The organism is Mesorhizobium sp. M1D.F.Ca.ET.043.01.1.1 (genome assembly GCF_003952385.1).
GTDB lineage: Bacteria > Pseudomonadota > Alphaproteobacteria > Rhizobiales > Rhizobiaceae > Mesorhizobium.
Genome location: NZ_CP034444.1, coordinates 906,777 through 920,678, shown reverse-complemented (window position 1 = coordinate 920,678; position 13,902 = coordinate 906,777). Strand labels below are relative to the sequence as shown.

The window sequence follows — 13,902 nt, the reverse complement described above, 5'->3', positions numbered from 1 at the left end:
AATTTCGTGAAGGGATGGCTCCTAATATCGCCAGCCTCTATGGCGGCCACAGCTCCAGACTCTCTTCACGACCCAATGATGGTGGTGCCAGCGCTTGTGCACCCTGACCATGCAGTCGCGATGGTGACGATAGCTGCGCCAGTCGCGCATCTCGTATCGGCTGCCGTAGCGCCAGTTGTCGTCGCGCATGTGATGGCGGCGCCAGTAGTAGTCGTCATTGTACCGGCCCATGTCGTCATCAGTGGTGATGGTCAAGCTTGTTGCCTGCGTCGCAATCGTTGTCGGTGCCATGGCAGCCACGCCGAGCATGGCGGCTAGAATAAGATTCTTCATTGCAGCCTCCTCGCATTAGATTTTCCTAACGGAAATCCATTGCCGGGTGAAAAGTTCCATAGCGAAGGCTGCAGGGCGGTTGCCCGTTGTGTTGGCGGGTCGGACGATGTTCGGGCGGATGCTATTTCCACATGCCGCGCATGCGGGCACCGAGATCGACCTTGACGCCCGGCCTTTGGCGCGGGTCGTCCTTGATCGCGGCGCTTGCCCAGGATGACTGCTCGAAGGCTTGAAGCATCGAAGCCGGAATGAAGCGGGTGCGCGAGGCATAGACGTGGCGGTCGCCGCGCGCCGGCTGGTTGTGCGGATAAAACCGCTGCGGCACCACCAGATGCAGGCTGTCCTTGGCCCGCGTCATCGCCACATAGAGCAGCCGCCGCTCCTCCTCGATATCCTCCTTGGTGCCGACGCCGAGATCGGCCGGGATGCAGCCGTCGACGGTGTTGAGCACAAAGACGTTCTTCCACTCCTGGCCCTTCGCCGAATGGATGGTCGACAGGATGAGGTAATCCTCGTCGCGATGCGGCGGGCCGGCTTGGTCGCTGGTGGCGTCGGGCGGATCGAGCGTCAGCTCGGTCAGGAAACGCTCGCGCGAGGGGTAGCCCGACGCGATCTGCTCGAGCTGCAGGAGGTCCGCTCGGCGCGTGATCGCGTCTTCATGGATGCGTTCCATATGCGGCTCGTACCAGAGCCTGACCCGCTCGAGGTCGGCCGGCCATTTCGGACCGGCGCGCAACCCGCTGTAGATATCGAGGAAGACCGGCCAATCTGCAGCCGTGCGCTGCGGCGGCCGGAAGCGGGCAAGGCCCAGCGTCTCGTCCAGCGACGTCGCCATCGCCTCGACGATCTGCGAGGCGGCGGAAGGGCCGATGCCCGGCATGAGCTGCAGCACGCGAAAGCCGGCGACGCGGTCGCGCGGGTTCTCGGCGAAGCGCAGCATCGCCAGCAAGTCCTTGACATGGGCGGCGTCGAGGAACTTCAGGCCGCCGAACTTCACGAAGGGGATGTTGCGGCGCGTGAGCTCCACCTCCAGCGGCCCGCTGTGATGCGAGGCACGAAAGAGCACGGCTTGCGCCTTCAGCGCCGTGCCGGCCTCGCGCTCGGCGAGGATCGCCTGGCAGACATAGTTGGCCTGCTCGGCCTCGTCGCGCACGCTGACCAGTTGCGGCTTGTGCGACGACCTGCGCTCGGTCCAAAGGTTCTTGGTGAAGCGTTCGGTGGCCTCGCCGATCACCTTGTTCGCGGCGGCCAGGATCGTCTCGGTCGAGCGGTAGTTGCGCTCCAACATGACGATCTCGGCGCCTTGCGTGAACTGTTTTGGGAAATCGAGGATGTTGCGCACTTCCGCGGCGCGGAAGGAATAGATCGACTGTGCGTCGTCGCCCACCACGGTGAGCCCGGCGCCGTCCGGCTTCAGCGCCAAGAGGATCGAGGCCTGCAGCCGGTTGGTGTCCTGGTATTCGTCGACCAGCACATGGTCGAAACGGCTGCCGAGATGCGCCGCGATCTCCGGCTCCGCCGCCATCTGCGCCCAATAGAGCAGAAGGTCGTCGTAATCGAGCACGTTCTGCGCCTGCTTGGCTTCCACGTAAGCCGCGAACAGCTCCTTGAGCTGATCCGCCCAGGCTGCGCACCAGGGGAATGCCGCGCCGAGCACCTCGCCGAGCGGCGCCTGCGCGTTGACTGCGCGGGAGTAGATCTGCAGGCAGGTGCTTTTTGTCGGAAAGCGGTTTTCGGTCTTGGAAAAACCGAGCTCGTGCCGGGCGAGGTTCATCAGGTCGGCCGAATCCTCGCGGTCGTGGATGGTGAAGGCGGCGTCTAGCCCGATCTGCTCGGCATAGTCGCGCAACAGCCTCGCGCCGATGCCGTGAAACGTGCCGGCCCAGGCGAGCGCGTCAGCGATGATCGCCGCGTCGCGCCCCAGCACCTCGCCGGCGATGCGCTCGACGCGCTTGGCCATTTCTGATGCCGCGCGGCGCGAAAACGTCATCAACAGGATGCGCCGCGGGTCGGCGCCCTTGACGATGAGGTGCGCGACGCGGTGCGCCAGCGTGTTGGTCTTGCCGGAGCCGGCGCCGGCGATCACCAGCAGCGGGGCGGCCACCTTGCCGTCGCCATGCACCACCGCCAGCCGCTGCTCGTCATTCAGCCGGACGAGATAGGCGGGCGCTTCGAAGGACGAATCACGGGCGGCGATGTTCATCGCCCATCAAGCATCGTTTCCGCTTTGTTCGCAATACAACTCGCGCGCTGGCGAATAGCGAAAGCGGTCCAACAGAGGGGAGATGCACGGCAGGGCAGACGGGGCGATCTCGCGCCGGCCTTCTGGGCTTGGGTTCCTCGCCCCCACCTTCGACGGGGGGCGAGGAAAGGCAACTACCGCTTCGGCTCTACCCCCATCGCGGCGGACTGGCGCCGCAGCGTCCGTCGTTCGTCCAGCGGCGCGGCATCGCCGGACATCTCATAGATGATCCTCATCGTGACGCGGTAGGCGCTGTAAGCGAACAGTCCGACAAGCAGCAGGCGGATCATGACCATCTCCTCGGTGCATTGGATTGTTGGGAGTTCAACCGGGGCTTGGATGATTGGTTCCCGCCGGCCACGCAACCAAACCGCCACCGTCTCGTTTGCCTCAAAGAATGGGGCGCTCGAAGAGGCGAACGAGAGGAGGTCGTCATGAAGAAGCTTCCCGTACTGCTGGTTCTTGCGGCAGGGGTCGCGCTCGCCGCTTGCGACAACAGCATCCCGCCGACCAAGGCGCCCGCCGTCGACCAGAACCCGCAAATCGACAAGAATCCGGTGCCGAAATCGACCACCGGCGGCGACCAGCAAGGCATGCAGCCGAAGCAATGATGGTGTCGGACGAAGCCAGGCGATGTCTTTTCGGAAATTCGGGCGGCCGGCACGAAGCCGCTGCCGCCACAGAAGAAGGCCGGCGCTGCTTGGGAGGAAGCTGGAAAGCGCCGGCCAAGCGGGAAATCAGGCCCGCCGCACACATGAAGATAGCTGAGTCTCTCCGCCGCGTCATGGCGTGATCGCGCAAGCCGGCTATCGATGGCTGGTGCCGTCTTTCAAGGACCGAGAAATCTTTGAAAAGGATTGCGTGTTCGCTGGGCCTGCCTCAGGCCATCGCCGCCCGCTTCACTGGTATGCCGGCGATCTCGAGATCCAGCTGGCGCTGCGTCAGCGCCGCCTCGGCCATGATCCACTGCTTGAAAACTTCGACCTTGCGGGCGCCGTGCGCGTTGATCGGACTGACGAAGTACCAGCCGGCGGTGTTGGGATGGTGCACCGCGAAGGGTGCCACCAGCCGTTCGGCGCGGATGTCGCTCGCCATATAGGCGCGGTTGGCGACGGCAAAGCCCATGCCGGCATTGGCCGCCTCGTAGGACATCATGCAGGAATCGAAATAGATGCTCTTGGTTTCGCCCAGCACGAAGCTCGCGCCGGCAAAGCCCAGCCATGACTGCCAGTTCTGGGTGCACGTATCGGAGTGGAGCAGGGTGAAATGCCTCAGATCCTCGGGCGTTACCTTCGACAGCGGCTTGTCGCCCAACACCTCATGGAACAGCTTGCGGCTGCACACCGGCGTCAGGTCCTCCTTGAACAAGAGCTCGCAATGGAGGCCGGGGAAGTCGCCGTCGCCATAGCGGATCTCCAGATCGTATTCGGAGGCCGAGAATTCATGCGTGGCATAGGAGGTCGACACCCGCATCTCGATGTCCGGATACTGCCGCTGGAAAGTGGAGAGGCGCGGAAACAGCCAGCGCGCCGCGAAGGTCGGCAGCACGCAAATCTTCAGCACATGCAACTGGGACTGGCCGGTTGCCTCCATGCTTGCCGCCACGATCCGCTCCAGCGCCTCGCGCACGCGCGCCACATAGGTCTCGCCCTCCGGCGTCAGCGACACCGCGTTGCCGCCGCGCTGGAAGATCTTGAAGCGCAGCTGGTCTTCCAGGCTCTTCACCCGCTGGCTGACAGCGGAGGCGGTGATGAACTGCTCCTCGCCGGCGCGCGTGAAGTTGCGGTGCCTGGCGGCACTTTCGACGATTTTCAGCGAGTTCAGGTTGACCTGACTGAGCAGACGCACGGGGTTCGACCTTTAGCTGCGCTTAAAGTAGCACCAGCATTCCTAAATTTACAGGGGCGGGCGGCTTAATCGACTGTTTACCAAGTGTTGCCCCTACCTTGGAGAAGTAGAATGAACGCCCATACAATCCCCGAACTGCGCTATGCGATGAGCCGCGAAGCCATCATCGGCCATGATACGGCGTGGAAAGTGTCGAGCTTCGGGGTCGCCCAGTATCTTCACGGCTACGACGCGCAATTGCTTGCCGCGATCGAGGAGGCGGCACTGAAGCTAAAGGCCAGCCATGCGGTGCACAAGCATCTCGACCTCACCTTCATCACCGGCGCCGATCGCTACATTCCGGAGATCAAGGAGCTGCTCAACGACAAGCTGCGGCTGGAACGGCTGTCCGACATGATGGGCACCAAGCTCGAACCCTATCCGCTGTCGATCGTCGGTTCGACCGTCACCTTCATGAACCCCAAGGACGGCGCCGTCGAATGGCACTGCGATGGCGTTCCGGTCACGGAGCTCATTCCGCTCTCGATCAGCGACCCTCTGATCGGCGGCCATCTTGAGATCTATTGCGACGATTCCGAGACCGGCCGCGCCATCCTCGAATCCGGCCGCGACCTGCCGCGCAACAAGGTCATGCGCATCGATCACAAGATGAACTACGCCACGCTCGGCCAGTTCCTCGGCGTGCTCCATCGCACCGCGCCGATCCAGCTTGGCTCGCGCATCACACTGGTGCTCAACCAGCGTTCGGTGACGAAGCCCTATGTCGACGACAACCGCATGTTCTACCTCGCCGCCGACAACGACCAGGACCGCGCCTGGGTGAACGAACTGGCCGACGACGTCTGGACGAACCAGCTGCCGGCCTATCGCCGCCATGCCGAAGAACATCCGGTGCCGAAGCCGGCTGACGAGCCGGTCTCGGGCGGAGCAAGGGAATCGTGGTAGTGGCAGATGACCCGGCTCGGCTGCCTTCGGCGTCGCCGAGCCTCGCTCCGGTCATGGCCGAAAGCCAGCAATCCCGGTCCAATAGTGCCTCGACGGCGGCGCTGGCGTTTGCCTTCGGCGCCGTGGCGCTCTGGGCGACCAATGCGCTGGTCGGCAAGACGCTGCTTGCCAGCCACCCGGTGTCGCACGTGCAATTCCTGCAGTTCTTCGGCGCGGCGCTGGTCTTTGCGCTGATCAGGCTGATGAGCATTTCTCCTTCCCCCTTGTGGGGGAAGGTGGATCGGCGCGCAGCGCCGAGACGGATGAGGGGTGTTCCAGCGAACTGAGACGTTGGCGTTCGCTGGAACACCCCTCATCCGACCTTGCTTCGCGAGGCCACCTGGGGGAGAAGGGAAGGGCCCCGCTCGCCGCCTATGCCGTCGGCTTCATCGGCCTCGTCGGCACCATGGTGCTGCAATACATCGCCTTCGCCTCGATGCCGGTCATCGAGGCCAATCTCGTCGCCTATACCTGGCCGCTTCTGGTGGCGGCCGGGATCATCATCATCGGCAACCCGAAGCGGCCGCTGTTGCTTGGGCTCACCGCCGCGCTCGGCTTCGCCGGCGTGGCGCTGGTGATCTCCGGCGGACGCGCGCAAGCCTGGTTCGAAGGCGGCCTCGTTGGTTATTGCGCCGCCTTGGGCTCGGCGCTTTGCATGGCTTTCTATTCAATCGCCGTGGGCCGTCTGGCCGTGCCGCCCGACCGCCTGCTTTTGCCCTCAGCGGTGCTCGGCGTCGCGCTGACCTTTGCCTGGTGCCTGCACGACGGCGTCGCCGGCATGGGCGGCCTGGATTTGCTGCTCGGCCTCTATCTCGGCGCCGGGCCGATGGGGCTCGGCTATTATTTCTGGTCGCGGGCGCTCAGCCTCGACCAGGGCGGCAGGCTCGCGGTCGTCGCCTATCTCACGCCGATCGCTTCCACGCTTTTGCTGGCGCTGTCGGGCGAAAGCCTGTCGATGACGGCCATTGCCGGCGCTGTCCTCGTCATCGGCAGTTGCATCGCTGTGGGCATCGAACGTCCGGAGGCCTGAAGACCATGCCAGGAAACATGCCAGGAAACATACTTGACAACGATGAACGCCGCGCCTGGCAGGAGGCGCATTGGCTGGTGAAGGAATTCGGTGCCGACGCGCAGCTCTATGCCGCCATGAAGGCCGAGAAGGCCATCGAGCAGAAGGATTTCGGCCGCTGCGCCCGCTGGAAACGCGTTCTGGATATCCTGGCTGACGGCGGACCGACCACCCTCCGGCGCGGGGCCGCCGCGAAATAGCGACTCGCGCCATCGAATCGGGCATGATCGGTCACAATCGTTCATCCGGACGTGATTCTGTTCGCCAGCATCCATATCCGTCTTGAATTCGATTTTTGCAGGAATTACTCTCAAAAATCGAAGTGCTGCCCGGTCATTTCCGGTCTTGCGCCGGATTTCAGCGCGTAAAGTGTTTGTTATAGGTATTAGAATTCCTAACTTGCGCGGTCGCGATCCGCAGTGAAAACATACCTGCGGTATTGAGTCTCATGCGTTTATTGACTCTGGACGGTCCGTTGGGGGACAGGTCCTATACGATACCTAGACCAAAGTCTTAAAAACAGCTGGTCACTTGAGAGCCAGCAGAGGGTGAAAAAAATTGTCCAATATCGACGACAAGACTGCAATCGAGCTGACCGCCGACATTGTCTCGGCCTATGTAGGTAACAACCCGCTTCCGGCCTCCGGCCTGCCTGATCTGATCGCCAGCGTCAGCGCATCGGTGCGCAAGCTCGCTGGCGGCGTCGCCGTCAAGGAGAGCGCGCCGCAGACGCCGGCCGTCAATCCGAAGCGTTCGGTCTTCCCCGATCACATCGTCTGCCTCGAGGACGGGAAGAAGTTCAAGTCGCTGAAGCGGCATCTGTCGACCGACCATGGCCTGACGCCGGACGAATACCGCGCCAAATGGGGCCTGCCGGCGGACTATCCGATGGTGGCGCCCAGCTATTCGGCCACCCGCTCGGCGCTCGCCAAGTCTTCCGGCCTGGGCCGCAAGCCGGCCGCGGATTCGGGCAAGGGCAAGCGCAAAGCCAAGGCCTGAGCCGACGGCCATGTTGCCTGCAACGGACGACGCCAAGCCGTCCGGCCGACCGGGTGGCCGCGCTCGACGCATTGCGTCGCAGGGTGGCCATCCAGCCTTCCGCCGACGCCGGCGAAGGGGGTCAAGGCGCGGCGCGTCCTGTTCTTATTGGACCTGCCGGCCGTCGATCTGCATGCCGCGCTTGTCGCGCTCGACAATTTCGAGCGCGCCATCGTCGAGCATGACGATCGTCTGGTCGTCGCTGCGCGACGGCTGAGATGCCTCGCCGTCCTGGGCGGCATCATCGGCGGATGAAAAGGCGCGCGATTGCGTCCTCGGCATTCCCGGAAGACAGATAGGCAGACCGTGTCGGCGGTTCTGCCGGTGCTCTGGCAGTCCTCAGTTGCGAGGTGGCTTGCCGACCTCGGCGCGGCGGTCCTGCTCGGCCGCGAGGCTGTCGGCCTCGACAGCCGTCATCTCCAGGAAATAGACCAGCATCTGATAGCGCGTGCGTGAAAGCATCTTCGCAAGCTTGCGCGTAATCTCCGCGACATATCTCAGCATGCGCAGATCGTTGGCTGCTCCGTCCATCGTGAGCTCCTGACACAGTCAAGTTATTGTTGTTATTGTTGATTGTTATTGGCGCCTATGACGCGACTCATGGCGCAATCATAAATTCGCAGGATTGCGGTAAAACTGAAACCAATTTTTCGCCAAGCATCACGGCTGGATCAAAAGATTTGCGACCTTTTCTGCTGGCAACGGTGCGAGCCGCGCCAATATAAGCCAAGGTGGAAGTTGCGGTTGTCTTGGCTGGCCCTCCCTTCCGCGAGGAAATAGCATTGCTCACCGATCGGTGGCGGGGCCGGACTGAACGGCCGGCTCGCCGTGTCGCTCAACCCTTGTAAGCGGAACAGAAGGCCGGTGGATTGTCGCTGCCGATCATGGCGCAGCCGCGCTTGATCTCGTCGATCATCATGCCGCACGTGTTCTGGCCGTTGCAGGGCGGATGTGTCGCCGGCGACACCTGAATGCGTTGCGAGACATATTGGTCCGATTTCGCCTTGCCTGCCGATTGCACGCACGGCCGCGTACCGTTCTGGCTTGCCTTGGCAGGAGCGGCCGTCGCAGGCGCGGCGCCAGCCGTCGCAGGCGCGGCGGCGCCGGCGGCTTGCGGTACGCAGGAGAGGTCGCCTTCCGGACATTGCAATTGGTGCTGCAACTGCGCCAGCCGGGCCTGGGTCAGCTCCGCCTTGCAGGTTTCGACCAGGCTCGAATACACCGAGCCGTCGGCATAGGGCCGGGTGCGGAAGGCGCATTCCTTGTCGCGGAACGGGATCCAGGCGCGCTGCGCATCACGAAGGCGCTGCTGGTCGGCGGTGGTGAGGCGTTCCGCCAGCGCCATGTAGACGACGTTGAGCGCGGCATCGGCCGAGGTCGCGTCCTTGGCTGTGCATGTGGCGAGATCGGCCTGCGTCTTCGCCGCCGCGCAGTCTGCGGCCTGGGCAGGGACCGCCATCATGGCGGCAACCGCAACTGCCAGCACGGCCGAAAGGAGGGTGGTCTTACACGTCATCGGATCTGTCCTTTACGTGGATAGGCCCCAGCCGCTCGCGCCAGCATAGGTTGAGACGATGGCGGCCATCAACGTCAAACCGGGGACGTGGCAACCAAAGGGTGAGCGGTTGCGATTGGCGAAAGCGGACGAGCGCGCAATCTCTCCAACTGGAGAAGGGCACAGGTGGCGCTGTGCCGCCGGCCTCTCAGTCGTTCACAGGCGACGCCTGAGATTGTTCTCCGGGATCGATTTGGATCAGCAGGTGTTCCATCTGGCGTGCCTCCGTTCTGCCGGCCGTCTCTGCCACGAGCGGGGAGATTGAAGGTGTCAGCAACGCGCTCGCCGGCTCAGTCGAGGAGAGTGCTCCAGAGGCATCGCCCGCGAACAGAACCACCTGCGTCGCGAGCGCAGCCGTCGTGGCGACCTGGAAGAAGATGAAGGCGAGTGCGAGATAGCGGATCACGGGCCCCAAAACGCTCGGGGAGGCGAGTGGTTCCAGTCCGTCGGGTTTTTCTGCCGAATGGTCCACGGTCGCGCGCGGCGAACCCCATCCGCGGCCTGGCTCTTGCGAAGCGCCGATGTCCCGTGCAAAAGCGCAGCCCATGCTCATCATCAACGACCTCTCGCTGCGCATGGCGGGGCGCCTGCTTCTCGATCATGCCTCGCTGACGTTGCCGGCCGGCACCAAGGCCGGTCTCGTCGGCCGCAACGGCACCGGCAAGACCACGCTGTTCAAGGCGATCACCGGCGATTTCCCGTCCGAGACCGGCTCGGTCAGCCTGCCGAAGAACACCCGCATCGGCCAGGTGGCGCAGGAAGCGCCGGGCACCGAGGAGCCGCTGATCGAGATCGTGCTCAAGGCCGATGTCGAGCGTGCGGCTTTGCTTGAAGAGGAAAAGACCGCCACCGATCCGCATCGCATCGCCGAGATCCATACGCGGCTCGCCGACATCGACGCGCACTCGGCCGAGTCCCGTGCGGCCACCATCCTTGCCGGCCTCGGCTTCGACGATGCCGCGCAGCGGCGGCCGGCCTCGTCCTTCTCCGGCGGCTGGCGCATGCGCGTCGCGCTCGCCGCCGTGCTGTTCTCCGAGCCGGACCTTTTGCTGCTCGACGAACCGACCAACTATCTCGACCTCGAAGGCACGCTGTGGCTCGAGAACTACGTCTCGAAGTATCCGCACACGGTGCTTTTGATCTCGCACGACCGCGACCTGCTCAACCGCGCCGTCAACTCGATCGTCCATCTCGACCAGAAGAAGCTGACTTTCTGGCGCGGCGGCTATGATCAGTTCGAGCGCCAACTGACCGAGCAGCGCGAATTGCAGGAGAAGAGCCGCGCCAAGCAGGAAGCGCAGCGCAAGCACATGGAGTCCTTCGTCGAGCGTTTCCGCGCCAAGGCTTCCAAGGCGAGGCAGGCGCAGTCGCGCCTGAAGGCGCTGGAGAAGCTGAAGCCGATCGCCGCTGTGGTGAACGACACGGTGCGGCCGTTCTCCTTCCCCGAGCCGGTCAAGACGGTGGCGTCGCCGATCGTGGCGCTCAACGGCGTCAATGTCGGCTACACGGAGAACAATCCGGTGCTGAAGAAGATGACGCTGCGCATCGATGCCGACGACCGCATCGCGCTGCTCGGCGCCAACGGCAACGGCAAGTCGACCTTCGCCAAGTTGCTTGCCGGCCGCCTGAAGGGCGAGACTGGTACGATGACGATTGCGCCGGGGCTGAAGGTGGCAATCTTCGCCCAGCACCAGCTCGACGATCTGCGCCCCGAGGAAAGCGCTTACGAGCATGTGCGCCGGCTGATGCCCGATGCGCCCGAAGCCAAGGTGCGTGCCCGCGTCGCCCAGTTCGGCCTGTCGACAGAGAAGATGAACACGGCGGCGAGGGACCTGTCCGGCGGCGAGAAGGCGCGGCTGCTGATGGGCCTGTCGACCTTCGAGGGCCCGAACCTCTTCATCCTCGACGAGCCGACCAACCATCTCGACATCGACAGCCGTGAATCGCTGATCCATGCGCTGAACGATTTTCCGGGCGCGGTGATCCTGATCTCGCACGACCGGCATTTGCTCGAGGCGACGGCCGACCGGCTGTGGCTGGTCAAGGACGGCGCGGTCAACCCATATGACGGCGACCTCGAGGATTATAAGACGCTCGTCACCGGCGTGTCCTCCAACCGTCGCGAGCAGAAGGAAGCCGACAAGGCCTCCAAGGCCGACCGCCGCCGCGAGGCCGCGCAGCGCCGCGCCGCGCTGGAACCGCTGGCGAAGGAAATCCGCGCCACCGAGGCGCTGATGGACCGCATGCGCAAGCGCATCGACCTCATCGAGGACGAGCTCGCCAATCCGGCGATCTACGAAAAGGATCCGTCCACCGCGACGCGGCTCGCCAAGGAGCGCTCGCAATTGGCGCATACGCTGGCGCAGAACGAGGACAAGTGGCTGACCATGTCGGCGGAGTATGAGGAAGGGATCGCGGAGTGAGTGCGGCTTCCCCTTCTCCCCTTGTGGGAGAAGGTGGATCGGCGCGCAGCGCCGAGACGGATGAGGGGTGTTGGAAGAAACGAGGCGATGAGGAATAGGATGCTTCAAGCGCCCATTTCTTCATGGTAGCGATCCTTCCAACACCCCTCATCCGACCGAGCTTCGCTCGGCCACCTTCTCCCACAAGGGCAGAAGGGAAGGAGCCCTCTGGCCCTACACCTCTCCGCCAAAACCCGCTACACGCCCCCCATGAACCAGCATGCCAAGCTCAGGATCGGCCATTCGGCCTGTCCGCACGATTGCCCCTCCACCTGCGCGCTCGACGTCGAGCTTCTCGACAATAACCGCATCGGCCGCGTCCACGGTGCCAAGACGAACAGCTACACGGCCGGCGTCGTCTGCGCCAAGGTCGCGCGCTATGCCGACCGCGTGCATCACCCCGACCGGTTGCTGAAGCCGCTGGTGCGCGCCGGCGCCAAAGGCGAGGGCGCCTGGAGGGAAGCGAGCTGGGAAGCGGCGCTCGATCTGGTGGCGGAAAAATTCATTGCCGCCGAAGACAAATACGGTTCCGAGACGGTCTGGCCGTATTTCTACGCCGGCACGATGGGGCTGGTGCAGCGCGACGGCATCGAGCGGCTGCGGCACGCGAAGAAATATTCCGGCTTCTTCGGCTCGATCTGCACCAATCTCGCCTGGACCGGCTGGATGATGGGAGCAGGCGCTTTGCGTGGCCCCGATCCGCGCGAGATGGCGAAGGCCGATTGCGTGGTGATCTGGGGCACCAATGCCGTGGTCACGCAGGTCAATGTCATGACCCATGCGATGCGGGCGCGGAAAGAGCGTGGCGCGAAGATCGTCGTCATCGATATCTACGACAACGCCACGATGAAACAGGCCGACCTCGGTCTTGTTTTGCGGCCCGGCACCGACGGCGCGCTCGCCTGCGCGGTCATGCATGTGCTGTTCCGCGATGGCATGGCCGACCGCGCCTATCTCGAAAAATACACCGACGATCCGCGCGGACTGGGGGAGCATTTGCGGACGCGGACGCCCGAATGGGCCGCCGCCATCACCGGCTTGAGCGTCGCCGAGATCGAGGCCTTCGCGCAAATCGTCGGCACGACCAAGAAGACTTATTTCCGCCTCGGCTACGGTTTTGCGCGCCAGCGCAACGGCTCGGTCAACATGCATGCCGCGTCCTGCATCGCCGCCGTCACCGGCGCCTGGCAGTATGAGGGCGGCGGCGCCTTCCATTCCAATTCCGGTATCTTCAAGCTGAACCAGGATGTGCTGGAGGGAACCGCGATGCGCGACCCGAACATCCGCTATCTCGACCATTCGCGCATCGGCCCGGTGCTGACGGGTGCCGCGGACGCGCTCTATGGCGGTCCGCCGGTGACGGCGATGCTGATCCAGAACACCAATCCGGCCAATGTCGCGCCGGAGCAGCGATTGGTGAAACAGGGTTTTCTGCGCGAGGACCTGTTCACCTGCGTGCACGAACAGTTCATGACCGATACGGCCAAGCTCGCCGATGTCGTGCTGCCGGCGACGATGTTTCTGGAGCATGACGACGTCTACAAGGGCGGTGGCAACCAGCATGTCACGCTGGGTCCGAAGCTGATCGAGCCGCCCGAGGGGCCGCGCACCAACCATTTCGTCATCGAGGAACTGGCAAAGCGGCTCGGTGTCTCCGACCGGCCGGGCTTCGGCCTGACCGAGAAGGAGCATATCGACATCATCCTCGGCAAGCGCGGGATCGGCAGCTTCGACAGCTTGAAGGCTGAGAAGTGGGTGGACTTGCAGCCCGGCTTCGACGACGCGCATTTCATCAACGGTTTCGGCCATGCCGACAGGAAATTCCACTTCCGCGCCGACTGGACCGGGCAGTCGGCGCCCAACCGGCCGCCGAAAAGCATGGGCCTGTTCGGCCCGGTCGAGCGGCTGCCTGAATTCCCCGACCATGTCGAGCTGATCGAGGTCGCGGACGAGGAGCATCCGTTCCGGCTGACCACCTCGCCGGCCCGCAACTTCCTCAACTCGACCTTTGCCGAGACGCCGGTGTCGAAGGCCAAGGAAGGCAGGCCCGAACTGCTGCTGCATCCCGAGGATGCGGCCGTGCTCGGCATCGAGGATGGCGGCCGCGTCGAGATCGGCAACCGGCGTGGCGACCTCGTGCTGCACGCGAGGCTTTTCGACGGCGTGAAGCGCGGCGTCGTGGTGGCCGAAGGCATCTGGCCGAACAGCGCGCATGAGCGCGGCGAGGGCATCAACGTGCTGACCGGCGCCGATGCGCCCGCGCCCTATGGGGGTGCTGCCTTCCACGATAACAAGGTGTGGCTGAGGGCGCTTTAAAAGCAATTCCAGGAAAAGTGCGCAGCGGTTTTCCGTCCGGAATTGCGTAAACTGC

Annotated in this window: 16 protein-coding genes; 9 read left to right on the top strand and 7 right to left on the bottom strand. The window is 63.9% G+C overall.

The features are described from left to right. Positions 1 to 21 precede the first annotated feature (21 nt). The 3 genes from EJ067_RS04785 to EJ067_RS34460 all read right to left on the bottom strand — a co-directional run bounded on the left by EJ067_RS04785 (position 22) and on the right by EJ067_RS34460 (position 2,865). The gene (locus tag EJ067_RS04785; protein WP_126084903.1) at positions 22 to 333 is read right to left on the bottom strand and encodes a hypothetical protein; all 312 of its coding nucleotides are present in this window, start codon (positions 331 to 333) and stop codon (positions 22 to 24) included. A gap of 121 nt (positions 334 to 454) precedes the next feature. Beyond that, positions 455 to 2,536, bottom strand: a complete 2,082-nt coding sequence (locus tag EJ067_RS04780; protein WP_126084902.1) for an ATP-dependent helicase — start codon at positions 2,534 to 2,536, stop codon at positions 455 to 457. Positions 2,537 to 2,709: 173 nt separating this feature from the next. Then, complete coding sequence (locus EJ067_RS34460; protein ID WP_168247560.1) at positions 2,710 to 2,865, bottom strand: hypothetical protein; 156 nt, start codon at positions 2,863 to 2,865, stop codon at positions 2,710 to 2,712. 144 nt (positions 2,866 to 3,009) lie between these two features. Here EJ067_RS34460 and EJ067_RS34455 point away from each other — a divergent pair, with 144 nt between their 5' ends. After that, positions 3,010 to 3,186, top strand: a complete 177-nt coding sequence (locus tag EJ067_RS34455; RefSeq protein ID WP_189510405.1) for a hypothetical protein — start codon at positions 3,010 to 3,012, stop codon at positions 3,184 to 3,186. 268 nt (positions 3,187 to 3,454) lie between these two features. Here EJ067_RS34455 and EJ067_RS04775 read toward each other — a convergent pair whose 3' ends face one another. Next, complete coding sequence (locus tag EJ067_RS04775; RefSeq protein ID WP_126084901.1) at positions 3,455 to 4,423, bottom strand: LysR substrate-binding domain-containing protein; 969 nt, start codon at positions 4,421 to 4,423, stop codon at positions 3,455 to 3,457. Between the two features lie 111 nt (positions 4,424 to 4,534). On the opposite strand from EJ067_RS04775, the gene EJ067_RS34450 reads away from it, so the two are divergent. From EJ067_RS34450 to EJ067_RS34445, 6 genes are all read left to right on the top strand, one after another. Further along, positions 4,535 to 5,368 carry a hypothetical protein gene (locus EJ067_RS34450; protein ID WP_189510402.1) on the top strand — a complete coding sequence of 278 codons (834 nt, stop codon included), beginning with the start codon at positions 4,535 to 4,537 and terminating at the stop codon, positions 5,366 to 5,368. Beyond that, positions 5,368 to 5,694 carry a hypothetical protein gene (locus EJ067_RS35100; RefSeq protein ID WP_245468173.1) on the top strand — a complete coding sequence of 109 codons (327 nt, stop codon included), beginning with the start codon at positions 5,368 to 5,370 and terminating at the stop codon, positions 5,692 to 5,694. The genes EJ067_RS34450 and EJ067_RS35100 overlap by 1 nt, the downstream gene beginning before the upstream one ends. Beyond that, positions 5,634 to 6,437 (top strand): DMT family transporter, encoded by an 804-nt coding sequence (locus EJ067_RS04755; protein WP_245468172.1) that lies wholly within the window; start codon positions 5,634 to 5,636, stop codon positions 6,435 to 6,437. The genes EJ067_RS35100 and EJ067_RS04755 overlap by 61 nt, the downstream gene beginning before the upstream one ends. Before the next feature lie 29 nt (positions 6,438 to 6,466). Next, the gene (locus EJ067_RS04750; protein ID WP_126089497.1) at positions 6,467 to 6,676 is read left to right on the top strand and encodes a hypothetical protein; all 210 of its coding nucleotides are present in this window, start codon (positions 6,467 to 6,469) and stop codon (positions 6,674 to 6,676) included. Between the two features lie 358 nt (positions 6,677 to 7,034). After that, on the top strand, positions 7,035 to 7,475 hold the full coding sequence (locus EJ067_RS04745; RefSeq protein ID WP_126084900.1) for a MucR family transcriptional regulator: 441 nt from the start codon (positions 7,035 to 7,037) through the stop codon (positions 7,473 to 7,475). Between the two features lie 147 nt (positions 7,476 to 7,622). Beyond that, positions 7,623 to 7,769, top strand: coding sequence for a hypothetical protein (locus tag EJ067_RS34445; RefSeq protein ID WP_189510399.1), 147 nt, complete (start codon positions 7,623 to 7,625; stop codon positions 7,767 to 7,769). A gap of 84 nt (positions 7,770 to 7,853) precedes the next feature. Here the strand turns inward: EJ067_RS34445 and EJ067_RS04740 are convergent, their stop codons facing one another. The 3 genes from EJ067_RS04740 to EJ067_RS04730 all read right to left on the bottom strand — a co-directional run bounded on the left by EJ067_RS04740 (position 7,854) and on the right by EJ067_RS04730 (position 9,625). Continuing rightward, complete coding sequence (locus EJ067_RS04740) at positions 7,854 to 8,045, bottom strand: hypothetical protein (protein ID WP_126084899.1); 192 nt, start codon at positions 8,043 to 8,045, stop codon at positions 7,854 to 7,856. A 304-nt stretch (positions 8,046 to 8,349) separates the two neighbouring features. Further along, positions 8,350 to 9,030: a lysozyme inhibitor LprI family protein gene (locus tag EJ067_RS04735; protein ID WP_126084898.1), complete on the bottom strand. Its 681-nt coding sequence runs from the start codon at positions 9,028 to 9,030 to the stop codon at positions 8,350 to 8,352. A 187-nt stretch (positions 9,031 to 9,217) separates the two neighbouring features. Then, positions 9,218 to 9,625 carry a hypothetical protein gene (locus EJ067_RS04730; RefSeq protein ID WP_210211685.1) on the bottom strand — a complete coding sequence of 136 codons (408 nt, stop codon included), beginning with the start codon at positions 9,623 to 9,625 and terminating at the stop codon, positions 9,218 to 9,220. Here EJ067_RS04730 and abc-f point away from each other — a divergent pair. Beyond that, positions 9,615 to 11,492, top strand: coding sequence for a ribosomal protection-like ABC-F family protein (gene abc-f / locus EJ067_RS04725; protein WP_126084896.1), 1,878 nt, complete (start codon positions 9,615 to 9,617; stop codon positions 11,490 to 11,492). The two genes, EJ067_RS04730 and abc-f, sit on opposite strands and share 11 nt — an antisense overlap. A gap of 249 nt (positions 11,493 to 11,741) precedes the next feature. Beyond that, positions 11,742 to 13,847, top strand: a complete 2,106-nt coding sequence (locus tag EJ067_RS04720; protein WP_126084895.1) for a molybdopterin oxidoreductase family protein — start codon at positions 11,742 to 11,744, stop codon at positions 13,845 to 13,847. Positions 13,848 to 13,902: the final 55 nt, after the last annotated feature.

Excerpts from the sequence above, each read along its gene's own strand:
- EJ067_RS34455 (WP_189510405.1), top strand. The coding sequence starts at position 3,010 with ATGAAGAAGCTTCCCGTACTGCTGGTTCTTGCGGCAGGGGTCGCGCTC.
- EJ067_RS04740 (WP_126084899.1), bottom strand. The coding sequence starts at position 8,045 with ATGGACGGAGCAGCCAACGATCTGCGCATGCTGAGATATGTCGCGGAG.
- EJ067_RS04785 (WP_126084903.1), bottom strand. The coding sequence starts at position 333 with ATGAAGAATCTTATTCTAGCCGCCATGCTCGGCGTGGCTGCCATGGCA.
- EJ067_RS34450 (WP_189510402.1), top strand. The coding sequence starts at position 4,535 with ATGAACGCCCATACAATCCCCGAACTGCGCTATGCGATGAGCCGCGAA.
- EJ067_RS04780 (WP_126084902.1), bottom strand. The coding sequence starts at position 2,536 with ATGAACATCGCCGCCCGTGATTCGTCCTTCGAAGCGCCCGCCTATCTC.
- EJ067_RS04720 (WP_126084895.1), top strand. The coding sequence starts at position 11,742 with ATGAACCAGCATGCCAAGCTCAGGATCGGCCATTCGGCCTGTCCGCAC.
- EJ067_RS04730 (WP_210211685.1), bottom strand. The coding sequence starts at position 9,625 with ATGATGAGCATGGGCTGCGCTTTTGCACGGGACATCGGCGCTTCGCAA.
- EJ067_RS34460 (WP_168247560.1), bottom strand. The coding sequence starts at position 2,865 with ATGATCCGCCTGCTGCTTGTCGGACTGTTCGCTTACAGCGCCTACCGC.
- abc-f (WP_126084896.1), top strand. The coding sequence starts at position 9,615 with ATGCTCATCATCAACGACCTCTCGCTGCGCATGGCGGGGCGCCTGCTT.
- EJ067_RS04735 (WP_126084898.1), bottom strand. The coding sequence starts at position 9,030 with ATGACGTGTAAGACCACCCTCCTTTCGGCCGTGCTGGCAGTTGCGGTT.